Here is a 24,061-nt window from a genome sequence, read left to right as displayed (position 1 = left end):
CGCACCCGGCACGGGAGGTCCTCCTGGCGACCCCTCTACGGCCGTGGAGATCCCTCGAGCCGCCACGGGCAGGTTCGCGGTCGCCTCGATTCCGGGCGGCACGCCGTCGCTCGAGGTGTCCGGCGATCGGGGGCCCGGCCGGCGAACCGTGCACTACACCGTCGAGGTCGAGGTGGGCCTTCCCCTCGGTGCGGAACCGGCAGCCGTGGCGATCGATGCCGTGCTCGGCGACGAGCGGGGCTGGGCGGCCGAACGCGACGCCGACTTTGTGCGGGTCGCACGAGACGCGGACGTCCGGATCGTAGTAGCGAGTCCGGACACCACGGACCGCCTGTGCGCCCCTCTACGGACGGGCGGAGAGGTCTCGTGCCGCAACGGTGGTCTTGTCGTTCTCAACGCGCGGCGATGGACTGGTGGTGTGCCCGACTACGAGGGTCATCTCGCGGACTATCGTCGGTACTTGGTCAACCACGAGGTCGGTCACGCTCTGGGTGAGCCGCACGTCAGCTGCCCGGCCCCTGGACAGCCGGCCCCGGTGATGCAGCAGCAGACCTACGGGCTGGACGGATGCGTGCGCAACCCGTGGCCGACCACCGGCTGAACGACCAGCCGCCGGGAGTCCGGCGGCTGGTCGTTCAGCTGGCGGGTCGGACCGAGAGCGAGCAGCACTGGCGAACGGCCGTCTCGATCGCCGGGGCCATCGCGATCGAGAGCGGTATCGCAAGGATGGTCGAGGCGACGAGGCCGACCAGCGCTCCCTGCCCCAGGTTGAGGCGAGGTGCTACCTCGGTCGCGACCAGGCGACGTACTCGTTGCAGGGCCGCGGTGTCTCCGGCGCCGAGGGCGGCCTGAGGGCGTGCTCCGCAGCCCAGGGTGACCAGCGCGCTGGCGAGCGCGCGTCGTTCTCGAGGGGTGCGAGCCGCGTCGTCGGCGTCCATCTCGGCGAGCACGGTGATCTGCTCGAGTGCCGTGGGGAACACCTTGATCCGCTCGAAGGTCCGCGCCAGGGTGCCTGCGACGGTCAGTGCGAGGTGGTGGCGGCCAGCGAGGTGACGGGCTTCGTGGGCGAGGACGAGGTAGCGCTCCTCGACGGTCAGCAGGTCGACGGCGCCGCTGGACACGACGACCGCGGGCGCGCCGCCGCGCGCCGAGCGAGGCAGGCAGTAGGCCACCGGCGTGTCGTGGTCCACCACGATGAACCCGTCAGGATGGCGACGGCCGACGAGCATGAGCTGGTCGCGTTGAGCCCGCCGTTCTGACGTGAGCCCGCGTGCGTCGCGGACGAGGCGCACGGTCGTAAGGGCGAGGAGGACTCCCACGGCGGTGAGGGCGATGAGACCGGGCCACGGGTCCAGCGGAGTCGCGTAGTGCTCGACGAGAGCGATCGGGGGAACGCCGATGACGTCGGCGAGGGGGAAGCGGAGCGACAGGAACGGGAGCGCGAGGGACACCGCGGAGAGCAGGCCCGCCAGGAGCACGGTGAGCCCGAGGGTCTGCCAGGCCAGGATTCCCCAGCGGGGGTGGCGCTGAAGCCACACCCAGCGCCTCAGCGTCCTAGCCCCAACGCTGGCGGCCAGTGCCGCGTAGGTCAGGAGGACGGCGGCGGCGATCATGCGGAGCCGTCCCTCGGGTCGGTCGACCTGCCGACGGGATCGGCCTGCGTAACCGCAGCCTGGAGCTGGGCTACCTCGTCGGGCGTCAACTGCCCGACAAAGTGCATCAGCGCGGCACCTCGATCGTTGCTGCCCTCGAGAACGTTGCCGAGCAGCTCTGCGGTGTGCTCCTCATGGCTGCGGGTGGGGGAGTAGACGAAGGCACGCCCCTGCTTCTCGCGACCGACGAGGTTCTTGGTGTGCAGGTTGTCGAGCACGGTCATCACGGTCGTGTAGGCCAGGGGACGCGTCAGGTTGTCTCGGACGTCGTGGACGGACAGCCGGCTCTCGCTTTTCCACAGCAGCTCCATGACCTCGGCCTCGAGCTGCCCGAGCTGCTTCATCCTGCGTCGTCCTCTCGCTGGGTTCCCGAAGGTGGGTCGGGGTCCGCTTGTGTCAGGGCATCGAGCCTGCGCGGACGTTCCGGGTTGTCGGGAATGGTAGCGGCGAGTCGCATCAGGTGCTCGTTGTAGGTCGCCAGCTCGCTGCCGCCGCCGCGGTCCTCGCTGCGATCGAAGCGCCGGCGTTCGCGTCGATCGGCCTGTGCCCAGGAGATCATCAGTGCGACGGCCATCACCGCCAGGGGGTACTCGCCCAGCCCCCAGCCCAGCGAGGCACCGAGGTACTGGTCATCGGCCAACGACTCGCCCCAAAGTGGCTTCACGAGCGCGTACCAGGTCTGGGCTAGGACGCTCGTGCTGGCCATGAGGGACACCGAGAAGAGCGCGTGGAACCCAAAGGTGACCATGACGAGGAGCACCCGGAACGGGTACGGCGGCCGGCGCAGGCCGGGGTCTGCGCCGACGATGCACTCGGCGAAGAGGTATCCCGAGGCCAGGAAGTGGACCACCATGAGGATGTGCGCGGTGTGTGACTCCAGGGAGGTCTCGAAGGCCGAGGAGTAGTAGAAGCCGACGATCCCGGTGATGAAGAGGCCGGCAGCGACGACGGGGTGCCCGACGACATGGAGCGGCCAGGAGTGCACCAGCCGCAGCAGCCACTCCCGCGCACCCATGGAGCCGTCAGTACGGCGGCGCAGCGCGCGGAGCGCGAGCGTCACCGGGGTGCCCAGGACGAGAAACACCGGCACGGCCGTGGCGATGGTCATGTGCTGCACCATGTGCATGCTGAAGAGGACTCGGCCGTACGTCCCGGGGGCGCCGTTGGTGGCCCACAAGAAGAGCAGGCAGCCCACGATCCAGCTCAGGGTGCGCAGCACCGGCCACGCGTCGCCTCGTCGTCGAAGCCGGAGGACCCCGGCCAGGTAGCCGACGACGGCGAGCACGGCGAGCGGGCCGAAGAGCGAGTCCAGGCTCCAACCCGTGAACCAGCGTGCCGCGTCCAACGGCGGCGGGATGTCGGTGCCGAGCAGCGACTGCGCAGTCGTCAGGGGCTGGTCCGAGCCGGGGGGTGGGGGTGGGGCCGTGCGAGCCAGCGCCACCCCGAGGCCTGCGGCCGCAGCCAGGACCGCCACCTCGAGGAGGACCACACGGACGAAGGCTCGGTCACACCCGGCCGCGAGCTGGGCGATGAGTCGTGTCCGCTGCCACCAGCCGGCCACCGCCAACGCCGTCACGGCGGCGAGCTTGAGGCCGAGGACGACTCCGTAGGACGACAAGAACCCGTCCCACTGGCGCAGCCTCAAGACGGCACCGAGAAGGCCGGAAAGCGTGACCAGTGCGAGGCAGGTGCCCGCGAGGGTGGAGTAGTGACGCACGACCGCGACGAGGTCCGCGCGGTCGATGAACCGCCGGGCGATGACGAGTCCGACGAGCCCCCCGAGCCAGACCGCCGTCCCGACCAGGTGCAGCATCTGCAGGTTGACCGCTTCGTCGTGACCGAGTGTCCCTACTGCGTGCCCGGTCAGTGCCATCGGCCAGAGCGCGGCCAGCGCGACGAGCGTGACGAATCCGAGCGAGCCCGTCGTCCTGACGAGCGCGCATCCCACGGCGACGACCACTGCGGCCGCCGTGCCCCACGTCAGGTACTGACCGAGCTCGATGCCGGTTGCGAAGAAGAGCGCCTGGTTCCAGAATCCCGGGGCTCCCGGGGGTTCGCCGACCACGTCGGAATACACGAGCACCACCAGGGTCGCATCGGCGATCGCCCAGGCCGAGGCGGTCGCCTGGGCCAGCCCGACCAGGCGCGACTGCGTGGTGCTGAGCCCTCGTCCTCGCTCACTCTTCTTCCCGGGAAGACACCAGGCGGCCATCGCGAGGGCACCGACAGTGACCATCGCGGCGAGGTCCCGGAGGACCTGCACCGCGGGAAGACCGAGGCGCGTGAGCCAACCCGGATCAGGAAGTCCCACGATGCCGAGCGGCGCGAGCCCGCCGGTGAGCCCAAGCGCGACCAGGGCGACACCGACGCCGACGGCCGGGAGCAGCAGACCCACTGACACGACGGCCTTCGATCGGTCGACCGGGGCGGCGAGCCGGGGCCCGCCCTCGGTGGAAGGCACCGGCCGCGATGAGGGCTCGGGTGGCGCCGTCACCGTCGGACGCGGCGCACGACCGCACCGGCTCCGGCGGCGAGGAGCAGCGATGCCAGCCCGAGGACCAGTGCGGGACCCCGCCAGCCGCTGCCGCTGCCGCTGCCGTCGGCGTTGTTGGCCGGGGTCGATGTCGCCGCCGGCCCGTCCGGCCCCTCGGCGTCCGTCGGCGCCGGCGTGCCGGCGGTCGGCGGCGCGGCCGCAGGTGCGTGCACGGGTGAAGTGAAAGTGATGGATCCGGCCACGGGGTGCCCGTCGCGGGACACGACGCGGTAGTCGACGCGCCACTGGGGTGGTGTCTCTGCCGGCGCTCCGGTCGCCGGGCGCCCGGCCGGGAGCTCGACCTCGGGCAGCGAGGCGAGCACGACGGTGGGCGAGGAACCACTGGTGACCGTCACACGTTCGGCGACCCGGTCGGCGACGGTGAGCACCACCGCGCTCAGCGCCGGATCCATCTCCTCGCTGAACGTCAGCGCGACCTCTCGGGGTGCCTGCTCGAGCTGCGCGCCGTCGGCCGGGTCGGAGGAGACGAGATCGGTGTGGGCGTACGACGGCGTCGGAGCGGCGCAGGCGAGGAAGAACGACACCGTGGCGGCGAGAAGCGTCGCGAGCAGGGCCGTCGGGAGGAACCGGGGCGGGCGCCGGGTGGCGGGAGGGGTACGGCTCACTTCTGGCCCCGCGCGATCAGGTAGAGCACGACCAAGGTCGTGACGAGGGTGAAGATCCCGAGGACGAGCGTGGAGACCCAGGGGCTCGAGCCGCCCTCGCTCGCTGCGCCGGTGTACTGCGCCAGCATAGCGACCTCCCTGCTGGTGCTGGTCATGGCGGTGGTGGTCATGGCGGCGGTGGTCATCGCCTCACACTCCGGCGTAGGAGTGCAGGCCCGGCAGCCAAATGTTGACGCCGAAGAAGTTGAAGAGGAACGAGAGGAACCCGGCGATGGCGAGCCAGCCCGCGGAGCGTGCCCAGCGGCGGTCGGTGGCCTGGGCGTGGAGATAGGCGGCGTAGAGCACCCAGGTGATGAACGCCCAGGTCTCCTTCGGGTCCCATCCCCAGTAGCGGCCCCATGCGTTCTCGGCCCAGATCGCCCCGGCGAGGACGGCGAAAGTCCAGATGGGGAACGCCACGAGGTGGGCGTTGTGGGCAACCTTGGCGAAGGGATCGTCCGACGCGCCATCGACTGCCGGGGGACGGGAGTCGGTCGACCTGCGGCGGCGGGCGCGCACCATCTGTGCGGCGGTGGCGACGAAGCCGACGGTGAAGAGACCTTCGGCGATGATCGCCGCAGCGACGTGGATGACCAGCCAGTAGGAGTCCAGGACCGGGACGATCCCGTCGACCGGGGTGTAAAGGACCGTCGTGCCCAGACCGAGGAGCAGCAGCGTGAGTCCGACGACCCACACACCCATGGCTCGGACGGGGGCCTGGCGGAGCGAGGCCAGGTAGAAGATTCCGACGGAGGCGGAACCGGTGAGAGCGAACTCGTACATGTTCGCCCAGGGCGCGCGCTCAGCAGCGAAACCGCGGGCGATCACCGCTGCTACCAGGAGGCCGACACCAAGCACGCTCAGCGACGTGCCGGCGCGTCCGGTCATGCGTTCCGGTTCTCGCGAGGCGCCGTCGACCGGGTTCGGGTCGTCGGCCGCGGCTGTCTCGGGTGCGGCGTGCTCGTCCGCGCGGACGTCGTGGGAGGACCCGATCGAGGCGGGGGCGAGCACGGCTGCCGTGGCGGGCTCGGTCCTGGTCCGGCGGTGCCGGAGCGCCAGATCGGCGGCGTAGGCCAGCAAGGCCAGCCCGAGCACAGCCATGGCCGAGGCGACGAGGCTGTCGGACAGGCGCGCCACGTCGAGGTCGAGGAAGAAATTCACGGGGTCTCCTGAGAATGCGGAGGCGAGGCGTTCGGCTGGGGTGCGGGGGAGTGCGCGGGGGGGGACGCTGCGGCGGCCGCGACCCGTGCGATCTCTCCCGGGGGGAGCGCGCGGCGCGCGAGTGCGCGGCCGGCGATCTCGAGCGTGGGGGTCTCGTGGACGGCGCTCTCGCGGACCCAGATGCGACGTCGGGGAACGGCGAGGGAGACCGTCAGTCCGACCATCAGGAGGATCGCGGCGACCAACGAGATCTCTTTGCCGGGGTCGCGAGCGACCTGGAAGTTGGCGAACCGTGTGACGCCGTTGAACGTCACCGTTCCCGCGCCACCAGGCAGCGCGACCTGTTCGCCGGGTGCAAGGGTCGCGCTCCACACGGTGCCGTCGACCTCCCTGACCTCGCGCAGACGCGTCTTGTCGAGGGTGAAGACCGACTGGGTGGCTCCGTCGTCGAGTCCGAGGTCGCCCGTCCAGGCGTCAAGCTCCACCCGAGGGTTCAGCTGGTCGGGAAACACCGAGACCAACCCGTCCTGGACCGGAGCCGCGGTGGGGTAGAAGGTGCCCTCCAGGGCGAGGCCTTCGGGCTGGGCGTCGGGAGCCTTGACGACACCGTCGGAGGTGAAGACGCTGTCGTTGGGCAAGAAGATCGTCGGGCCCGATGAGATGACGTCGCCGGTGCTGTCGCGCACGGTCAGCCGGGGTGCGTAGCCGTGGCCGGTGAGGAAAAACTTGGTGCCGTTGACGACCAAGGGTTGGTTCGGTCGCACCTCAGCGGTGCCTTCGCCCCCGGTCGTGGTGTAAGTGACCCGGGCGTCGAAGTCCCGCGGTTCGCCGGCTCGGCCACCAGCGGCCTCGAACTCGGCGTCGAAGCTGTCAAGGGTGAAGCTGAGCGGCTCCAGGTCCTCGGGATCCATCCAGGGTGCCGGGGTGAAGGCGTCGTAGGAGGACACGACGTTAGTGAAGGAGCCGCCCACGACGACCGCGGCGCGGGCCTCGTAGCCGAACAGTCGACCACCGGCGACACCGACGAGCAGGATGAGCAGGGAGAGGTGGAAGACGAGGTTGCCGAGCTCGCGGACGCGTCCCTTCTCGGCGCGGACCTCGGTGGGAGCTCGTACGACGGCAAAACCACGTCGCCGCAGGTGCTCCTCGGCACGGTCGAGCGCGGCTGCGGCGGCGCCGTCTCGGGAGACGGGCGGTCCCGCTGCGCCGGCCGGGTCGGGGTCGGGGTCGGGGTCGGGGTCGGGGTCGGGGTCGGGGTCGGCCACCGTGAATTCGTGGAAGTCGGACTCGCGAGCGAGGTGGCGAGGTGCCTTCGGTGGGGGGCTGCGGAACTCCCGCCACAGCGTGGCGCACCGGGGGATGACGCAGCCGGTCATCGAGATCAGCAGCAGGACGTAGATGGCGGCGAACCAGGGAGCGGAGTACACCTCGAAGAGCCACATCCGGTCCAGCCACGGAGCCAGGTCCGGGTGCTTGAGGTAGAAGCGGTTCACGGCCACGGGGTTGCTGGCCACCCCGCGCTGGGGAAGCACCGAACCAGGAATGGCGGCGACCGCAAGCAGGACCAACAGAATGACGGCGGTACGCATCGCGGTGAGCCGACGCCAGACCCATCGCCCCCACCCCCAACGCACAGGCCCGGAACGCCGCGGGGCGGCCGCTCGGGCCTCGTGGCCTCGGGTGCTCTGGGGTGGGGTCGCGGAGCGCATCGCCTAAATACTATGTGCGATAGTAGAAAGACTCCATTCCCGGTCGGCTCGTGGGCCAGATCTCGCGCGGGCAGGGAGGTGCCTCAGCGCGCTCCTAGTTTGCCCCTGCCCTGACCGACGTCGTCGCGCCGCGCTCGCCACCCGGTGCCGGCGTGGGTCGAGCGCTCCGGCGGAGGTCGGACGAGGCTTCGTCGGGGTCGCGACGTACGCGGGATGCGCGGACGCCGTTGAGGATCACCAGGACCTCTGCGAGCTCGTGGACCAGCACGACACCGGCCAGTCCGAGCACGCCCAGCAGCGCCAGGGGCACGAGCACCACAATGATGGCCAGTGCCATCACGATGTTCCCGGTCATGATCCGTCGGCCGCGCCGGGCGTGGTCCAGGGCGCGGGGAATCTGGCGAAGGTCGGTGCCGGTGAAGGCCACGTCGGCGGACTCGATCGCTGCCGCCGACCCCGCCACCCCATGGCGATGCCCACGCTCGCCGAGGCGAGGGCCGGTGCGTCGTTGATGCCGTCACCGATCATCGCCGTCGGGCCGAGACGTGCGGACGCTTCGATCGCGGCCACCTTGTCGGCCGGCAGCTGCTCCGAGCGGACGTCGAGGATCCCGACCTGCTGCGCCAGAGTCTGGGCCGTGCGGTGGTTGTCGCCGGTGAGCATGATCGTGGAGATGCCGCGCTCATGGAGCATCGAGACGGCCTCCGCCGCCTCGGGCTTGAGCTCGTCCCGTACGCCGATCGCGCCCGCGACCGCCCCGTCGACCTCGACGACCACCACGCTCATCCCGCCCGCGGCGAGCTCGTCGGTGACGACCATCAGAGGTCCGGGTTCGACCCAACGAGGGCTGCCGATCCGAACCCTGTGGCCGTCTACGAAGTCCGTGACGCCTCGCCCGGGTATCTCGCTGACCTCGCTCGCACGAGCCCTCTCCTTGGTGGCGGCGACGACGGCCTCGGCGAGCGGGTGGCTGCTGGTGGCCTCGAGCGCCGCGGCCCATCGCAGCACGTCGACCTCCTTGTAGTCGGCAGTCGTGCGGACGTCCACCACCTCGGGACGGTTGCGGGTGAGGGTGCCGGTCTTGTCGAACGCGACGGTTCGGATCGTGCCGAGCTGTTCGAAGGCGTGGCCCGACTTGATGATGACGCCCAGACGGCTCGCTGACCCGATGGCCGAGATGACGGTCACCGGCACGGCGATCGCCATCGCGCAGGGCGAGGCTGCCACGAGCACGACCAGTGCCCGCTCGACCCACACGAGCGGCTCATCGGTGAGCAGCAGGCCGCCGAGGGCGACCAGGGTGGAGAGGAGGAGGATCGAGGGCACCAGCGGCCGCGCGATGCGATCGGCCAGACGGGCGCGATCACCCTTGCGGGCGTGCGCTTCCTCGACCAGTCGCACGATCTGGGTCAGGGAGTTGTCGCGGCCGTCGGCGGCCGCGCGGACCAGCAGCGTCCCCTGTCCGTTGACCGAGCCGGCCAGTGAGGTCTGACCCGGACCGACCTGGACGGGGATGGACTCTCCGGTGATCGCGGCGGTGTCGAGGCTCGAGCGTCCCTCGACGACGACGCCGTCCGTGGAGATCCGGTCGCCGGCCCTGACCACCAAGAGGTCGCCGATCCTCAGCTCGGCAGCCGGAACGTCGATCTCGGCATCGGCTCGTCGCACCCGGGCGGTGTCGGGGATGAGCGTCAGCAGGGCGCGGAGTCCGTGCTGGGCCCGGTCCATCGACCGCTCTTCGAGCGCCTCGGCGATCGAGAAGAGGAAGGCTAGTGCTGCGGCCTCGCCGACCTTTCCCAGCGCGACCGCCCCGAGTGCGGCGATCGTCATGAGCAGCCCGACACCGAGGCGCCCGCGCCGTAGTCGGCGCAGGGCTCCGGGCACGAACGTCCACCCGCCGACCCCGAGCGCGGTCGCGTGCAGGGCCAGGGCGAAGGAGCCGGCGTCGACAACGTGGTCGGCCAGGAGGCCCAGGGCGAGGAGTAGCCCCGAGATCGCGGGCAGCAGGAGGGCCCGATCGCGCCACCACGGAGCGAACCTCTCCAGCTTGAGGGGCGCGTCGGCCGCCCGCCTCGAGGGGCCGCAGCAGTCGTCGTCGAAGGTGTGCCCCGCGGGAGCGGTGGCGAGGGAGCTATCCGGCGCGCCATCGGACGCGCCGGACCGTTCGGTGGCGCCGGGGGAGAGCGTAAGCAGGGGCAGGAGGTTGTGCCCGTGAGGCGCTCCCTCCGTCTTGTTGTCCTCGGGTGCCTCGTCGTCCGGCCCGCAGCAGAAGTCGCTCATGCGTCGACCACCTGCAAGCAACACCCGAGCGCGCAGCCCTCGATCACGAATGCCCGGCTTGCCGATAAGTTACCTTATGTAAACTTACGTCTTATTTCCCGATGCTCTCAGTGACACTGACTGTCTTGCTACTCGCTCCCGGGGATGCTTAGCGTCCCGTTCGATGATCCCTCCCGGGGCACCGCCCGCAGCACAAGGCGTTGGGCCGTGCGTGCACAGCCGTTTCGATTGAGCCGTCCGCCCTCTAGAAACGAGCGGCCTGTGAAAACCGCCGTGACGGCGCTAGTGAAGCGCTAGTGAAGGACGTCCGTGAACCTCGGTCGGTCGCGCCAGCTCCCCGTCGGCGCGGTAGCGCACCACGCGGCGCAGGTCGCTGGGCTCGAGCGGCACCGCAGCAAAGTCCTCGCGAGCCGCGAGGGCCGTCTGCGTCGCGGGTTCAGCGGGGACGACCCCTCGACCTGGCTACGCAACAACGCCGGTCGCACCCTCACCCCGTGACCGCGCTACAGGCGGGGTCCATCACGGGGTGCCCGGAGGCGTAATAGGTGCCTTCTGGGCCCATGGTGAAGCCCATCAGGTCCATCACGGGACTGACGAGCTCCAGATCAGCACCCTCTCGGCCAGCTTGTTTACGGTACAAGCCCTGGTGAGTCGCCAAGAGCAGCGAACCGTCGACTGGGTCGCGGACGGCGGTGTGGAGATGGGTGATTGCGATGGGCTCGGAGTCGGTGCTTTGTGACCCCGCACAGCCCGTGGTCACGAGAAGGACAGCGGCAAGAAGTGTCTTTGCGGCACTCGTCATGGGTTCAGCCCTGGCTGCCGTACCGCATCAGCTCGAAGCACGACGCCGGCCTGGGCGTGCGCTTCGGGACGCAGATCGAGGCGTCGCAGCAACTGGGCGTTGAGGGCCACCACGACCGTCGAGACGGACATCAGTATCGCTCCAACCGACATTGGCAGCGCGAATCCAACGGGTGCCAAGACCCCCGCAGCGAGGGGGACTGCACCCAGGTTGTAGCCAGCTGCCCACCAGAGGTTCTGTCGCATCTTGCGGTAGGACTGCGTCGACAACTCGATGACGGAGAGCACGGAGCGGGGATCGTCGCTGGCGAGGATCACGCCTGCGGAAGCGACCGCCACGTCCGTACCCGCGCCGATGGCGATGCCAACATCGGCCTTCGCTAGAGCTGGGGCGTCATTCACACCATCGCCCACCATCGCCACCCGCGATCCTTCGTGCTGCAACGTGGCCACGAGGGCGGCCTTGTCCTCGGGGCGGACCCCAGCGAAGTAACGTTGAATCCCAACTTCGCTGGCGACGGCTTGTGCCACCCCCTCTGCGTCCCCGGTGATCATGACGACTTCAACGCCGCGGCGCCGAAGTGCGTTGACCGCATGGGCGGACTCAGGGCGGATCTCGTCTGCCAGTTGTAGTGAGCCAATAACTGTTTGGTCGCGGACGAGGTGGAGGACCGTGGCTCCGTCGTGGCGCCAGGCGACGGCTGCCGGGGTCTCCTCCAGGCTGAGCTGTTCCAGCAGCCGCGGCCCGCCGACCCAGAACTCGTGGCCCTCGATCTCGGCGCGAACGCCGACAGCTGGTGAGGATGTGAAGCCACTGGCTCGGTAGAGGGGCGCTCCGCGGTCGCGGGCGGCGCGAACAACCGCACCCGCTAGCGGGTGCTCACTGTCGACCTCTACCGCAGCTGCGAGGCCCAGCAACTCATTCGTGCTCAGCCCGGCATTGTCCGAACTGACGTCGACGACTGCGGGCTCGCCCTTGGTGAGGGTCCCGGTCTTGTCGAACAGCACCACGTCGATCGAGCGCATTTGCTCAAGAGCAAGGCGGTCTTTGATGAGAACCCCGCCTCGCGCAGCGCGTTCGGTAGCAATGGACACGACCAACGGGATTGCAAGGCCCAGCGCGTGCGGACAGGCGATCACCAGCACGGTGATCGTGCGTACGACACCCTCGTCGGGAAGACCGAGAACCGTCCAGGTGACCGCAGTGAGAAGCGCTGAGCCCAGCGCGAACCAGAACAGCCACGCTGCGGCGGTATCTGCAAGGCGCTGCGCACGAGACGACGAATTCTGGGCATCTTCGACCAATCTCCGAATGCCGGCCAGGGTGGTGTCGTCCCCGATCGCGGTGACCACGATCCTCAAGGCCGAGTCCGTAGCAACCGTGCCGGCCGTGACAGCGTCACCAGTCGCGCGGAGCACGGTCCGAGACTCGCCTGTGATCATGGCCTCATCCATCTCGGCACGACCTTCAACAACCCGCCCATCGGCCGGGACGTTGCCGCCTGGTCGGACCAAGACGACATCGCCCACGCGCAATTCACCCGCCGGCACCCGAACGGTTTGCTCGCCCTGAACCCGTTCCGCCTCGTCCGGCAATAGGGCAGCTAATGAGTCGAGCGCAGAGTTGGTGCGAGCCAGGGAGCGCATCTCAATCCAGTGGCCCAGCAACATGATGACGACCAGCAGGGCAAGTTCCCACCAGAAGTCCAACTCCTGGTGCACGAGACCTACGCTGGCGCCCCAGGAGGAAGTGAAGGCGACGGTGATGGCGAGCGCGATCAACAGCATCATCCCGGGCTTGCGGCCGCGGATCTCGTCGAATGCGCCCCGCAGAAAGGGCCCCCCGCCCCAGACGTAGACCACCGAGCCCACAACGGGGGAAACCCATCTCGCCCAGTCCTGGTCAGGCAGGTCATAGCCGACAAGCGTCGAGAACATCGGCGACATCGCGACCACCGGGACACTCAAGGCCAGCATGATCCAGAACAGCCGACGGAATTGCCCGCCGTGCCCGCCGTGCCCACCGTGCCCACCGTGCCCACCGTGCCCACCGTGCCCACCGTGCCCACCGTGCGGGTGCTCCACCGCAGCAGTTCGGTGGCTCAGCCCAGGGCTCGGGTGGGCACCTGAATCGCTGTTTTCAACTAGTTGCGACTGCAGTTGCTGGGCCTCTTGGCCAGTCCCGTGGGTGTTGACAGGGCAGTCGGGTCCGTGGTCTTGGTCGGACATCGTGAGCCTTCCGAAGGCGGGAAGAAGAGATTCGAGCCGGGCCGGCGGCCCGCGGACGGTCCAAGAGCGGTCCCGGGCACGGGCGAGGCCCCTCTCCCGGGTCTGCTCACTCAGCGGGGCTGCGCCGTGTAGCCCGCTTCGCCTACGGCCGCGACTACGGCGCGCGCGAGTTGCTCTCCGACGACGTCCACAGTTGTGACGACCAAAATGCCCTGAGAGGCATCTGCAACGGCGTCGGAGATGTCACCGATGCTCAACACCTCCTCGCGCACGGATGCCTCACAGTGGCCGCAGGTCATTCCAACCACGTCGAACGTTGCAGTAGCCATCAGCCTTCATCTCCTGTCGCTTTCGGGCAATGCGTCGCCCCAGCATATACCCCCCGGGGGTATCGCCCAAGAAGGGTGCGACGACCGGGAGATGGCTCCGGCGTTGTGCAGGCGCTTGTCTTCGCATCTACGCTGAGCGCGATGGACCGACTGCTGCGCCGCTACTCGCCGCGCCTAAGTGCCGCTGGAGCGGGCTGGGCGCTAGTGCTGTTGTGCACAGTTGTGGTCGCTGGCGTGATCGGCATGCACACGCTGTCCATGCATGGCCAGCCCGCATCTTCTGCGGTCCTCCACGCTGGGGAGCCCCTCGGCGGGACGAGCGCACCCGGGGCGACGGGCGGGCTGATCAATGGTGCGATCGTTGCCCGGGCCCGGGTCGATCCAGCGGCCGCAGAGGCGGTCGCCGCTGCGAGACACAGCTTCGGTCTTGAGAATGAACGGAAGCCGGGGGCCTCCGAGGACCGCCATGGCCACTGCGGCGAGCACGAGACAGGGACCCCTAGTGACGTAGAGGGATGCCATCAGCACGGCCTGCTGATGATGTGCTTATCGGTGTTGGCAGCGCTTGGCGGCCTCCTCTTGCTGGCCCGGGGCGCTTCGTGGCTGGGGCGCGTTCTTTGGCTTCGTGCCCGCCCATATCACCTTTGCAATCTCGGGGTGCTGGTCTTCGGCCTCCTGCGGCCCATAGGTCGCACGCGTCTCGAACTCTGCGTCATCCGCTGCTGAGGGGCTCGATCTACCAAGCCCAGATCCACCAACCCGGCGCGGTCAAACGACCGACGTCCGGGGGTGCCCCAGCCTTTCAGCAAGGAGAACGACCGTGAACCGTCCTACTTTCTTCCGTGCGGTTGCGCTCGCAGCTGCCGCGACCGCATTGAGCTCGACCCTCGCCGCATGCTCAGACAACGCGAATGACGCCGACAACGGCAGCGAGCCGTCTGCCAACTACAACGATGCCGACGTCGAGTTCGTGCAGCAGATGATTCCCCATCACCAGCAGGCCACCGAGATGGCGGCCATGGCGGAGGGCCGCTCGCAAAGCACCGAGGTGCTTGACCTGGCCGAGCAGATCGAGGCCGCTCAGGGCCCCGAGATCGAGGTCATGACGGGCTTGCTAGAAGAGTGGGACGTCGAGGCCGACGGTGCCGAAATGGACCACACCGACATGGGCCACGGCTCGAGTGGGGGCATGGAGGGCATGATGAGCGACGAGGAAATGGACGCGCTCGATCAGTCGTCTGGCCCTGAGTTCGACCAGATGTTCTTGACCATGATGATCGAGCACCACCAGGGCGCCGTCGAGATGGCCGAGGACGAGCAGGCTAACGGCCAAAACGACGACGCCCTCGAGCTCGCCGGACAGATTGCCACGTCTCAGACCGCCGAGATCGACGTGATGCGCGCGTTGCTCGCGCAGTAATCATCTGTCGCCCGTGGGATGCTCCCCCACGCGGGCCGCATTCCAGTCGCCTCCTCGCGCGTTCTTGCGGGCGACAGGAACCTCAGACGCATGCTCGGGATCATCAACCCCCCCGCGGTGGTTCCGAGCATGCCCCCACGCCGCCCCTCCGACGTCGGTCAATACCCGGCTGTGCGCCTTTGGCGCCGTCGTATGGCACTCCCCCCGCAACGTGTGAACCGCGCCGCCGAAGCCGCGCGGAAGCCACCACGACCGGGGACAACAGGAAGCAAAGAGATTTCATCTTGCGTAGAAGCACTCTTCCCAGCCCTGCAATAGCGCCCTCGCACCGCGGCGAGCCCCGGCTCTCAGTCCACTCAACGCGTCGGCGTCCGGGGCCTGCCCAGACCGAGCCCCAGACCGAGCCCGAGCAACAGGCTGCCCCGCAGCGCGCCGCTGCTTCCAGCGCCTCCTCGGCTGGCCGCCACGCCGCTCAGCCGCGACGACGCTCCCTGCTGCCCCATGGGTCGCGAGCCCCATCCTCGAACTCTGTACGTCGGTTTGACGGATTTGCGGACGCACGCTTGGGCGTCGTCGGCGCCGGGCTCGTGATAATCGCCGGACTGGCGGCTTCCGTCACTGGAAGTTCTGGCTCCGCAGGGGCAACCGCCCTCGTCGACTCGAACCGGCGTCCGGCGATCGACCTCACATCGGGCGTCTCAAATCGCGAAGCTGCACTCCTGCGAGACCGCTCAGACCGGGTGAGCCGCGGGGCCTTGCGCCCAGGCGCGGCCGAGCCCACCGCCCCCGAGGCACCGGATCTGACCGCGGCGGCAGAGCAACGCGCTCGCGCGCTGGGGAACCTGACCGCCGCAGCGCAAGCCCAAGCAACGCTTATAGGTCAGCGGCGCGCGGAGGCTATAGCTGCTGCAGAGATTGAAGCTCGAGAGCGCGAGGCGAACCGATGGGTGCTCCCGTTGCAGAGCTACCGCCTCACGGGACGCTTTGGCCAGTCCGGCGCGAGATGGTCCTCCACCCACACGGGCCTTGACTTCGCCGCACCTGCCGGGACACCTCTGGTCGCAGTAGCCGCCGGGACGGTCCGCTCAGCCGGCTCCTCCGGGCCGTACGGCCAACGAACCGTCCTTGAACTGAACGACGGCACCGAAGTCTGGTACTGCCACCAAGCCAGTATCGAAGTAGCGGTAGGCGAGCAGGTACAGGCGGGACAGCGCATCGGCACCGTCGGGGCTACCGGCAACGTAACCGGCCCGCACCTGCACCTAGAGATCCGTCCCGATGCTGGCGCGCCGGTGGACCCAGAACGAGAGCTGGCCGAGCGCGGCATCCGGCCTTAGCCCAACAGCGCGAGAGCACCCCAGACTCGTCGTCCCATTGACGGATCCCTCAACGGAACACCGCTGCCCGGCGCGCGGCGGGCAGCCACTGCGCGCGCCGACCGTCCCGTTTGACCCGTCCGGACTCGGTCCCTGAAACGGGTCCCTGCTCGGGATGAGTGCTGGCATGGCTCGCGGTCGCGAGCAGCGCTGTCGAGTGTCGATCGGGTAGGCGCGGGTCTCGACCACCGAGCACTACTTGGCGGCAGGACGCCGCGTCGACCATGGTTTCGGCCGGCCGCAACCGTGACCGGCCGGGCCTCGGCGCCGCGTTCGCACCTGCCGACAAGGCGACGCCCTGGCATCCACCGACCTCGACCGCCTCGCACGCGCGATCCCGGACGCACGCGGCGGCATGGGCCCGGGAGCGGGTCGCGGTGCGGTAGCCGGCGGACTGACCGACGCCAGCGTGGACTCGACGCGCCGCAGTCGCTGGGTGGTTCGTCGGGACCACCCACCGATGTGACAGCGCCCTCCCTGTCGCCGCCGACGGCCGTCAGCTGGGTCTCCCTGGCCGCGTCCCGCGGCACCTGCTCGGGTGTCGGCGTCAGCGTTGGGAAAACGCGCTCGACCCCGCAGTCCGACGGATGACAGGGTGGTGAGGTCGGCGGGCGCCCGCCCGACGCGCGAGCCGAGGAGGCACCCGTGAGCGGATCGAACGGATCGAACGGATCGAACGGATCGAACAAGGCCCCGGACGACGTCAAGGCCAAGATGCGGGAGGCGTTGGCGCGCAAGCAGGCGCACGACCACCCCGACGACTCGGTGGGCAACGAGGGCAAGGCCCACGGTCCCGAGGTCGCCGGCGGCGCCGCGCCCCAGATGCACCGGCGCAAGGCGGGCGGCGGCGGGGCCTGACCCCGGCCCCCGCCCGGCCCGCGCCCGACCGGTCCCGCGTCAGAGCTTGCGCAGCCGCACGTACCGCACCGAGTGGTCGCGGTCCTTGCGGAGCACGAGCGTGGCGCGGGACCGGGTCGGCAGCACGTTCTGCACCAGGTTCGGCCCGTTGATGGCGTCCCAGATGCGGGTCGCCTCGGCGACGGCCTCGTCCTCGGTGAGCGCGGCGTACTTGCGGAAGTACGACGCCGGGTCCTGGAACGCGGTCTCGCGCAGGCGCAGGAACCGCTCGACGTACCAGCGTCGGATGTCGCTCGTCGCCGCGTCGACGTAGACGGAGAAGTCGAAGAAGTCGCTGACGGCGAGGCTCGTGCTGCCGTCGTCGCGCACGGTGGCGGGCTGCAGCACGTTGAGGCCCTCGACGATGACGATGTCGGGGTGCTGCACGACGACCTTCTCGTCGCGGCGCACGTCGTAGGACAGGTGCGAGTAGATCGGCGCCTCGACCTCGTCGCGGCCCGACTTGATGTCGACGACGAAGCGCAGCAGCGCGCGGCGGTCGTAGGACTCCGGGAAGCCCTTGCGCCCCAGCAGCCCGCGGCGCTCCAGCTCTGCGTTGGGGTGGAGGAACCCGTCGGTCGTGACCAGCGCGACGTTGGGGTGCTCGGGCCAGCGGGCCAGCAGCTCCTGCAGCACGCGGGCGGTCGTCGACTTGCCGACCGCGACGGAGCCGGCGACGCCGATGACGAACGGGGTACGGCGGGGCTGCGGGCGCCCGAGGAACCCCTCGGTGCGCCGGTGCAGCTGGCCGTTCGCCTCGACGTAGAGGCTGAGGAGCCGCGAGAGCGGCAGGTAGATCTGCTGCACCTCGTCGAGGTCCAGGTGGGTGCCCAGGCCCCGCAGCCGGCGGATCTCGGCGTAGGTCAGCGGGCTCTCCGTGGCGTCGGCCAGCCCGGCCCACGCGGACCGGTCGAGCTCGACGTACGGGGAGGCGGGCTCGCGTCCGTGGTGGTCGAGGTGCACCACGTCGCCGGCGGCAGACATGGGGGGCATTGTTGCAGCACGCCGTCCCGCCGCGACGGCACCGGGGCCCGGAGTCGCGGGTCCCGGGAAAAGCCCGGAGGCGCCGTAGACTCAGCCGCTATGTGTGGAATCGTCGGGTACGTCGGTCAGCGTTCGGCCCAGGACGTCGTGATCGAGGGTCTGCGGCGGATGGAGTACCGCGGCTACGACTCCGCGGGCATCGCGCTGGTCCACGAGGGCGCGCTGGCGGTCGACAAGCGGGCGGGCAAGCTCGCGAACCTCGAGAAGGCGATCGCCGAGACGCCACTGCCGACCTCGACCACCGGCATCGGCCACACCCGCTGGGCCACCCACGGCGCCCCCACCGACGTCAACGCCCACCCCCACCTCGGCAGCCAGGGCCGCCTCGCGGTGGTGCACAACGGGATCATCGAGAACTTCGCGGCGCTGCGGAAGCGGCTCGAGGACGAGGGCATCGCGCTCGTCTCCGAGACCGACACCGAGGTCACCGCCCACCTCCTCGAGCTGCAGCTGGCGTCGGGGGAGGACCTGACGGTCGCGATGCAGCGCGTGTGCTCGCGCCTCGAGGGCGCCTTCACGCTGGTGGCCGTCGACGCGCTGGACCCCGACCGGGTCGTCGCCGCGCGCCGCAACTCCCCGCTGGTGGTCGGCCTCGGTGACGGCGAGAACTTCCTCGGCTCCGACGTCGCCGCGTTCATCGAGCACACCCGCGAGGCCCTCGAGCTCGACCAGGACCAGGTCGTCACCATCACCCGCGAGGGCGTCGAGGTCACCGGCTTCGACGGCGTCCCCGCGCAGGGCCGGCAGTACCACGTCGACTGGGACCTCTCGGCCGCCGAGAAGGACGGCCACGACTGGTTCATGCGCAAGGAGATCTTCGAGCAGCCGCGCGCCGTGGCCGACTCGCTGCTCGGCCGCACGAACGCCCAGGGCCGGCTCCAGCTCGACGAGGTGCGCCTGAGCGACGACGAGCTGCGCGACATCGACAAGATCATCATCATCGCGTGCGGCACGTCGTTCTACGCCGGCATGGTCGCGAAGTACGCCATCGAGCACTGGTGCCGCATCCCGGTCGAGGTGGAGCTGGCGAGCGAGTTCCGCTACCGCGACCCGATCCTCAACTACTCGACGCTCGTCGTCGCGATCAGCCAGTCCGGCGAGACCGCCGACACCCTGCAGGCCATCCGGCACGCACGCACCCAGCGCTCCCGCGTCCTGGCCATCTGCAACACCAACGGCTCGACGATCCCCCGCGAGTCCGACGCGGTCATCTACACCCACGCCGGCCCCGAGATCGGGGTCGCCTCCACCAAGGGCTTCCTCACCCAGCTGGTCGCGTGCTACCTGCTCGCCCTCTACCTGGCCCAGGTCAAGGGCACGCGGTACGGCGACGAGATCAACCAGGTGGTCCGCCAGCTCGAGGCCGTCCCGGCGCAGATCCAGGACGTGCTCGACCGCGCCCAGCAGGTCTACGACCTCGCCGGGGAGCACGTCGACGCCACCTCCGTGCTGTTCCTCGGGCGCCACGCGGGCTACCCGGTCGCGCTCGAGGGTGCGCTCAAGCTGAAGGAGCTGGCCTACCTCCACGCGGAGGGCTTCGCCGCCGGCGAGCTCAAGCACGGCCCCATCGCGCTCGTCGAGGAGGGCCTGCCCGTGCTCTGCATCGTGCCGTCGCGCGGGCGGGACCAGCTGCACGACAAGATGATCAGCGGCATCCAGGAGGTCCGCGCGCGCGGCGCCCGCACCATCTGCTTCGCGGAGGAGGGCGACACGGACATCCAGCCCTACGCCGACGTGCTCTTCCGCCTGCCCAAGGTGCCGACGCTGCTGCAGCCGCTCGTGGCCACCGTGCCGCTGCAGCTCTTCGCCTGCGAGCTCGCGACCGTGATGGGCCACGACGTCGACCAGCCCCGCAACCTCGCCAAGTCCGTCACGGTCGAGTAGGCGCGGGCCGGGCGTGCCGATCGTGGCCGTGGGGGTCGACGTCTGCGACGTCGGCCGGTTCGGTGCCTCCCTGGAGCGCACCCCGAGCCTGCGCGAGCGGCTCTTCACCCCCGCCGAGGTCGCGGGCCGCTCGCTGGAGTCGCTGGCCGCGCGCTTCGCCGCCAAGGAGGCGCTCGCCAAGGCCCTGGGCGCCCCCGGCGACCTCGCGTGGCACGACGCCGAGGTGCTGCGCGAGGCGGGCGCGGCGCCGTACCTCGCCCTGCGGGGCACCGTGCTGGCCCGCGCCACGGCGCTGGGGGTGCGCGACTCCCACGTGTCGCTGAGCCACGACGCGGGGGTCGCGACGGCGTTCGTGGTGCTGGAGCGCTAGCCGCGCCTAGGCGCGCCGGGCCCGCACGACCGTGCCCGCCACGACGGCCGCGGTCACGAGACCCGCGAGGACGCCCCAGCCCGCCGCGTAGGGCCGGTCGAGCAGCGTGGGGTTGTCGGGCAGCGCGCCGAACCGGCCGAGCACCGGTACCGCGGCCAGCGTCACGGTGAGCAGCACGACGAGACCGGCGGCGACGGGCGCGCGGGCGGGCCCGGGCACCACGCGGGGCAGCGCCCACCCCACCGCCCCCGCGAGGGGGGCCAGCACGGCGTCGTGCAGCACGACGCCGACGACGAACCACAGGGCGACGTCGAGCACCTGCGGCCCCTCCTGGCGCGTGAGCAGGAGGAACGCGCCGTACGCCGCCAGCCCGACGCCGAGCGCCCCCAGCACCCCGCGGACCGCCGTCACGACCGCACCTCCAGACGGGTGACCCACTTGGTCTGCAGCACGCCGGGCCGGTTCGGCGCGATGAGGCGCGTCGGGGCGCCGTGGTCGAGCGTCAGCGGCTCGCCGGACAGCTCGAGGGCCAGCAGAGTGCGGTCGTCGTCGGCGAAGTTCCCGGGCAGCTCGGTGCGCCGGTAGGGCCCCGACTCCTGCAGCGAGGTCACGACGACGTGCGGGCGGCGTGGCGCGTCGACGAGGTCGAGCACGTCGCGCAGCCGCACCCCGCCCCACGTGCCCGACGCGCTCCAGCCCTCGACGCAGGCGATGGGGAGGGTCTCGGTGCGCTGCGGGAGGGCCGCGAGGTCCGCGCGGGTGAGGAGCACGGTGCGCTCGCCGTGCACCACCTCGAGCCGGTACGCCGGGTCGCTCGCGGCCGCCCGCACGCCCGCGCGCTCGGCCGAGGTGTTGATCGGCACGCCCTGGGGTCCGTCGCCCGAGCGGACGCCGAGCACGGAGACGTCGCGCAGCCACGGGACGCTGCTGCCGGCGGTGGCGAGCACGGCGACGCCGGCCGCGGCCCACGTGGTGCGCAGCAGCCCGCGCCGCGAGAGGGCGTCGGCCCGGGTGGCGGTCGGCCGGTCGAGGGCGGTGTCGTCGACGTCGGCGCCGAGCGCGGCGCGGATGACGGGCAGCTTGACGGCGACGTGCAGCACGAGGGCGCCGATGGCGACCCAGGCGACGGCGAAGTGGGTGGTGCGGAAGGAGAAGTCCTGCCAGGGGTACCAGCGGGCGGCGTTGGCCAGGCCGGTCGCGAGCTGGAAGATCGCGGCGGCGACGAGCACGCCGATGGAGCCGCGCTCGGCGACCTCGAGCAGGCGCCGGCGCGTGCCGCGGGGCACGGGCCGCAGCAGGCGGGGCTGCACGGACCAGAGCTTGACGAGCAGGAGGGGCACGCACGCGATGCCGCTGATGACGTGCAGGCCCTGGGTCACCCGGTAGCCCCACGCGGGGGACGTCGGGAACGGGACCGCGGGCCGGGGCAGCTGCGCCCAGTGGCTGACGAGCCCGGTGAGGAAGCAGACGGCGAAGCAGACGCCGAGGACGGCGCCCACCCGGGCCGCGACGGCCGCGCTCCGCAGCCGCGAGGTGAAAGCGGCCTCGGTGGGCACGGCCGGCCGGCTCACGAAGACGCGCCGGACCCGGTGGCGGGGGCGGGGTTGCCGAGGACGGCGGTCCACCGCTCGTCCTCGTCGTCGTCGACCACGTGGAGGGTGAGGACCTCGAGGCCGGCCGCGCGGGCCAGATCCTCGATCGCGTCGACCCCGACGACCGACCAGCGGAAGGGGCGGCTGACGTCGTCGCCGCACTGCAGGCGGGCCCACCGAGAGGCGATGCCCACGCCCGGACCGGCGAGGTCCACGACGACGCGGCCGCGGGGCTCCACCAGCTCGCGCACCCGGCGCAGCAACGTCGCCGGGTCGCCGCCGATGCCCACGTTGCCGTCGGCCAGGAGCACGGTGGTCCAGCGGCCCTCGTGGGGCAGCGCCTCGAAGACGTCGTGCTGCATCGCCACCACGCCCCGCTCGCGCGCCAGGCGGACGGACTCGGCGACGACGTCGATGGCGAGCACGTCGTGGCCCCGCTCGGCCAGGGCCGCCGCCATCCGACCCGGTCCGCAGCCGACGTCGATCGTCACGCCCTCGCAGAGGTCGAGCACGGCGAGGTCGGACTTCTGGGCGGGGCGGCGCCACTCGCCCACCGGCAGCGCCTCGGGGGCGTCGCCCGAGGCGTCGGCGGCCCCGATCACCGTGCAGGGCGTGCCGTTGAGGGCGCGGGCGAACAGCTCGGAGAAGGACAGCTCCGTCATCGGGCACCTCCTCCCGCCGGGTCGTCGTGACGTGCGCATGGGGTGGGGTTCGACGCCGCGGCGGAAGCGGATGGGTCGGCGTGCCCGGTGGCCGCCCGCCAGCCGCGGGCGAAGCGGGTCGCGGGCGCCGCCGCGGCCACCGTGCGGGCGTCGCCCACCTCGTCGACGTCGACGAGCTCGGGCGCCGTGGCGACGCTCAGCCCGGCCGCCTCGAGCGCCGCGCGGGTCGCGGCACCGGTGTCGGCCGTCGACATCGGCACGCCCCGCAGGGCCGCCGCGTCGCGCGGGTCGCGCAGGGCCAGCGCCCACCAGCCGCCGTCGGCCGCCGGGGCCAGCACCGCGTCGTGGTCGGCGAGGCCGGCGGCCACCTCGGCGAGGAGGGCCGGGGTCACCTGGGGCGTGTCCATGCCGACCTGCACGACGGGGCCGGGCACGGCGGCGTGCGCCGCCGCGAGCCGCTCGTCGAAGTCGCCGTCGACCTGCGGCCGCACCGTCCAGCCGGCCAGCGCCGTCGTCAGCGCCTCGGTCTCGGCGCCCTCCGCCAGGTCGCCGGCGAGCGCGACGTGGCAGCGGTGGGGGCCGGCGTACGCCTCGGCCGCCTCGAGCGTGTCGAGCAGCGCCGCCGCGGCGAGCGCCGCGGCCTCGGGCATGCCGACCTCGGCGCCCAGCCGCGTCTTCGCCAGGCCCGGGACGGGCGCCTTCGCGACGACGAGGACGTGGGCGGGCTGCGGGGGCCCCTCGCTCACGAGAGCACCCGCCAGAAGTCGCGGGCGGTGCGGACGGTGCCGCGCACGGAGCCGGACACCTTCGAGCGGGTGCCCTCGGCCCGCGGGTGGTAGGCGACGTCGTGCTCGGCGATGCGCCACCTGGCGCGCACGGCCCGGTCGACCAGCTCGACGGGGTAGCCGAAGCGCCGGTCCTCGACGCCGAGGTCGAGCAGCGCGGTGCGCCCCACCACCCGCACGGCCCCGATGTCGTGCATCTGCATGCCGATGCGGCGCCGCAGCCAGGCGACGACCAGCGCGTTCCCGGCCCGGGCGTGCCACGGCCACACGCCGCGCCCGACCGGGCGGCGGCGCCCGACCGCCATGTCCGCGCGCCCGGAGCGCACGTCCTCGACCAGGGGCAGCAGGGCGGCGGGGTCGAACGAGCCGTCGCCGTCCATGAACGCGACGAGGTCGGCGGTCGCGGCGAGCAGGCCGGCGTGGCACGCGGCGCCGTACCCCGGGGTCGACTCGGCCACCACTCGGGCGCCCAGCGACCGGGCGACGTCCGCCGTGCCGTCGCGCGAGCCGTTGTCGACCACCACCACGGAGAACGTGTCGGGGACGATCGGCAGCAGGTGCCGCAGCGCGGCCGCCTCGTCCCGGCACGGCAGCACCAGGTCGCAGGCGCCGGCGGGGAGGTCCCCGGAGGAGGAGGGGGGTGTCACAGCAGCCAACAGTAGGTGGCGCCTG

22 protein-coding genes are annotated in these 24,061 nt (G+C 71.1%); 5 read left to right on the top strand and 17 right to left on the bottom strand.

What is annotated here, in order from left to right; genetic code table 11:
* Positions 1 to 43: 43 nt before the first annotated feature.
* A complete protein-coding gene (locus KK617_RS01720) occupies positions 44 to 601 on the top strand; it encodes a DUF3152 domain-containing protein (protein WP_277497666.1) in 558 nt (185 codons plus the stop codon).
* Between the two features lie 34 nt (positions 602 to 635).
* On the opposite strand, the gene KK617_RS01715 is transcribed toward KK617_RS01720, so the two are convergent.
* The 11 genes from KK617_RS01715 to KK617_RS01665 all read right to left on the bottom strand — a co-directional run bounded on the left by KK617_RS01715 (position 636) and on the right by KK617_RS01665 (position 13,359).
* Positions 636 to 1,613, bottom strand: a complete 978-nt coding sequence (locus KK617_RS01715) for a M56 family metallopeptidase (RefSeq protein WP_277497665.1) — start codon at positions 1,611 to 1,613, stop codon at positions 636 to 638.
* Positions 1,610 to 1,996, bottom strand: coding sequence for a BlaI/MecI/CopY family transcriptional regulator (locus KK617_RS01710; protein WP_277497664.1), 387 nt, complete (start codon positions 1,994 to 1,996; stop codon positions 1,610 to 1,612). Before KK617_RS01710 ends, KK617_RS01715 begins: the two co-directional genes overlap by 4 nt.
* Positions 1,993 to 4,047, bottom strand: a complete 2,055-nt coding sequence (locus KK617_RS01705; RefSeq protein ID WP_277497663.1) for a cytochrome c oxidase assembly protein — start codon at positions 4,045 to 4,047, stop codon at positions 1,993 to 1,995. The genes KK617_RS01710 and KK617_RS01705 overlap by 4 nt, the downstream gene beginning before the upstream one ends.
* 95 nt (positions 4,048 to 4,142) lie before the next feature.
* A complete protein-coding gene (locus KK617_RS01700) occupies positions 4,143 to 4,811 on the bottom strand; it encodes a copper resistance CopC family protein (RefSeq protein WP_277497662.1) in 669 nt (222 codons plus the stop codon).
* Complete coding sequence (locus KK617_RS01695) at positions 4,808 to 4,996, bottom strand: hypothetical protein (protein WP_277497661.1); 189 nt, start codon at positions 4,994 to 4,996, stop codon at positions 4,808 to 4,810. Before KK617_RS01695 ends, KK617_RS01700 begins: the two co-directional genes overlap by 4 nt.
* A gap of 4 nt (positions 4,997 to 5,000) precedes the next feature.
* A complete protein-coding gene (gene ccsB / locus KK617_RS01690) occupies positions 5,001 to 6,011 on the bottom strand; it encodes a c-type cytochrome biogenesis protein CcsB (protein ID WP_277497660.1) in 1,011 nt (336 codons plus the stop codon).
* Positions 6,008 to 7,720, bottom strand: coding sequence for a cytochrome c biogenesis protein ResB (locus KK617_RS01685; protein WP_277497659.1), 1,713 nt, complete (start codon positions 7,718 to 7,720; stop codon positions 6,008 to 6,010). The genes ccsB and KK617_RS01685 overlap by 4 nt, the downstream gene beginning before the upstream one ends.
* Before the next feature lie 94 nt (positions 7,721 to 7,814).
* Positions 7,815 to 8,075, bottom strand: a complete 261-nt coding sequence (locus KK617_RS01680) for a hypothetical protein (protein WP_277497658.1) — start codon at positions 8,073 to 8,075, stop codon at positions 7,815 to 7,817.
* The gene (locus tag KK617_RS01675; RefSeq protein ID WP_277497656.1) at positions 8,072 to 10,000 is read right to left on the bottom strand and encodes a cation-translocating P-type ATPase; all 1,929 of its coding nucleotides are present in this window, start codon (positions 9,998 to 10,000) and stop codon (positions 8,072 to 8,074) included. Before KK617_RS01675 ends, KK617_RS01680 begins: the two co-directional genes overlap by 4 nt.
* Positions 10,001 to 10,798: 798 nt before the next feature.
* Entirely contained in the window at positions 10,799 to 12,778 is a 1,980-nt protein-coding gene (locus KK617_RS01670; protein ID WP_277497655.1) for a heavy metal translocating P-type ATPase, read from the bottom strand.
* Between the two features lie 362 nt (positions 12,779 to 13,140).
* Positions 13,141 to 13,359, bottom strand: a complete 219-nt coding sequence (locus KK617_RS01665) for a heavy-metal-associated domain-containing protein (RefSeq protein WP_277497654.1) — start codon at positions 13,357 to 13,359, stop codon at positions 13,141 to 13,143.
* A gap of 820 nt (positions 13,360 to 14,179) precedes the next feature.
* Between KK617_RS01665 and KK617_RS01660 the strand changes: the two genes are divergently transcribed.
* Both KK617_RS01660 and KK617_RS01655 read left to right on the top strand, forming a co-directional pair.
* Positions 14,180 to 14,779, top strand: coding sequence for a DUF305 domain-containing protein (locus KK617_RS01660; RefSeq protein ID WP_277497653.1), 600 nt, complete (start codon positions 14,180 to 14,182; stop codon positions 14,777 to 14,779).
* A gap of 2,021 nt (positions 14,780 to 16,800) precedes the next feature.
* The gene (locus KK617_RS01655; protein WP_277497652.1) at positions 16,801 to 17,013 is read left to right on the top strand and encodes a DUF5302 family protein; all 213 of its coding nucleotides are present in this window, start codon (positions 16,801 to 16,803) and stop codon (positions 17,011 to 17,013) included.
* A gap of 39 nt (positions 17,014 to 17,052) precedes the next feature.
* On the opposite strand, the gene coaA is transcribed toward KK617_RS01655, so the two are convergent.
* A complete protein-coding gene (gene coaA / locus KK617_RS01650) occupies positions 17,053 to 18,036 on the bottom strand; it encodes a type I pantothenate kinase (protein WP_277497651.1) in 984 nt (327 codons plus the stop codon).
* A gap of 99 nt (positions 18,037 to 18,135) precedes the next feature.
* Here coaA and glmS point away from each other — a divergent pair, with 99 nt between their 5' ends.
* Positions 18,136 to 19,980 carry a glutamine--fructose-6-phosphate transaminase (isomerizing) gene (gene glmS, locus KK617_RS01645; protein WP_277497650.1) on the top strand — a complete coding sequence of 615 codons (1,845 nt, stop codon included), beginning with the start codon at positions 18,136 to 18,138 and terminating at the stop codon, positions 19,978 to 19,980.
* 13 nt (positions 19,981 to 19,993) lie between these two features.
* Positions 19,994 to 20,350: a holo-ACP synthase gene (locus tag KK617_RS01640; protein WP_277497649.1), complete on the top strand. Its 357-nt coding sequence runs from the start codon at positions 19,994 to 19,996 to the stop codon at positions 20,348 to 20,350.
* 6 nt (positions 20,351 to 20,356) lie between these two features.
* Here KK617_RS01640 and KK617_RS01635 read toward each other — a convergent pair whose 3' ends face one another.
* Genes KK617_RS01635 through KK617_RS01615 form a run of 5 tightly spaced genes read right to left on the bottom strand, consistent with a single transcriptional unit; the run spans position 20,357 to position 24,036 of the window.
* Positions 20,357 to 20,761, bottom strand: a complete 405-nt coding sequence (locus KK617_RS01635; protein ID WP_277497648.1) for a hypothetical protein — start codon at positions 20,759 to 20,761, stop codon at positions 20,357 to 20,359.
* Complete coding sequence (locus KK617_RS01630) at positions 20,758 to 21,906, bottom strand: molybdopterin-dependent oxidoreductase (RefSeq protein WP_277497647.1); 1,149 nt, start codon at positions 21,904 to 21,906, stop codon at positions 20,758 to 20,760. Before KK617_RS01630 ends, KK617_RS01635 begins: the two co-directional genes overlap by 4 nt.
* A gap of 11 nt (positions 21,907 to 21,917) precedes the next feature.
* Complete coding sequence (locus tag KK617_RS01625; protein ID WP_277497646.1) at positions 21,918 to 22,604, bottom strand: methyltransferase domain-containing protein; 687 nt, start codon at positions 22,602 to 22,604, stop codon at positions 21,918 to 21,920.
* Positions 22,601 to 23,350, bottom strand: a complete 750-nt coding sequence (locus KK617_RS01620; protein WP_277497645.1) for a DUF2064 domain-containing protein — start codon at positions 23,348 to 23,350, stop codon at positions 22,601 to 22,603. Before KK617_RS01620 ends, KK617_RS01625 begins: the two co-directional genes overlap by 4 nt.
* On the bottom strand, positions 23,347 to 24,036 hold the full coding sequence (locus KK617_RS01615; RefSeq protein ID WP_277497644.1) for a glycosyltransferase family 2 protein: 690 nt from the start codon (positions 24,034 to 24,036) through the stop codon (positions 23,347 to 23,349). The genes KK617_RS01620 and KK617_RS01615 overlap by 4 nt, the downstream gene beginning before the upstream one ends.
* Positions 24,037 to 24,061: the final 25 nt, after the last annotated feature.

This window comes from Nocardioides sp. ChNu-99 (assembly GCF_029493445.1).
In the GTDB taxonomy this organism is placed as follows: domain Bacteria; phylum Actinomycetota; class Actinomycetes; order Propionibacteriales; family Nocardioidaceae; genus Nocardioides.
The sequence above is the reverse complement of the archived record's forward strand: the minus strand, read 5'-3'. Positions and strand labels throughout refer to the sequence as shown.

Coding starts and splice junctions, on each gene's coding strand:
- glmS (WP_277497650.1), top strand. CDS start 18,136: ATGTGTGGAATCGTCGGGTACGTCGGTCAGCGTTCGGCCCAGGACGTC.
- KK617_RS01715 (WP_277497665.1), bottom strand. CDS start 1,613: ATGATCGCCGCCGCCGTCCTCCTGACCTACGCGGCACTGGCCGCCAGC.
- KK617_RS01675 (WP_277497656.1), bottom strand. CDS start 10,000: ATGAGCGACTTCTGCTGCGGGCCGGACGACGAGGCACCCGAGGACAAC.
- KK617_RS01665 (WP_277497654.1), bottom strand. CDS start 13,359: ATGGCTACTGCAACGTTCGACGTGGTTGGAATGACCTGCGGCCACTGT.
- KK617_RS01670 (WP_277497655.1), bottom strand. CDS start 12,778: ATGCTGGCCTTGAGTGTCCCGGTGGTCGCGATGTCGCCGATGTTCTCG.
- KK617_RS01680 (WP_277497658.1), bottom strand. CDS start 8,075: ATGACCGGGAACATCGTGATGGCACTGGCCATCATTGTGGTGCTCGTG.
- KK617_RS01710 (WP_277497664.1), bottom strand. CDS start 1,996: ATGAAGCAGCTCGGGCAGCTCGAGGCCGAGGTCATGGAGCTGCTGTGG.
- KK617_RS01695 (WP_277497661.1), bottom strand. CDS start 4,996: ATGACCACCGCCGCCATGACCACCACCGCCATGACCAGCACCAGCAGG.
- coaA (WP_277497651.1), bottom strand. CDS start 18,036: ATGTCTGCCGCCGGCGACGTGGTGCACCTCGACCACCACGGACGCGAG.
- KK617_RS01625 (WP_277497646.1), bottom strand. CDS start 22,604: ATGACGGAGCTGTCCTTCTCCGAGCTGTTCGCCCGCGCCCTCAACGGC.
- KK617_RS01685 (WP_277497659.1), bottom strand. CDS start 7,720: ATGCGCTCCGCGACCCCACCCCAGAGCACCCGAGGCCACGAGGCCCGA.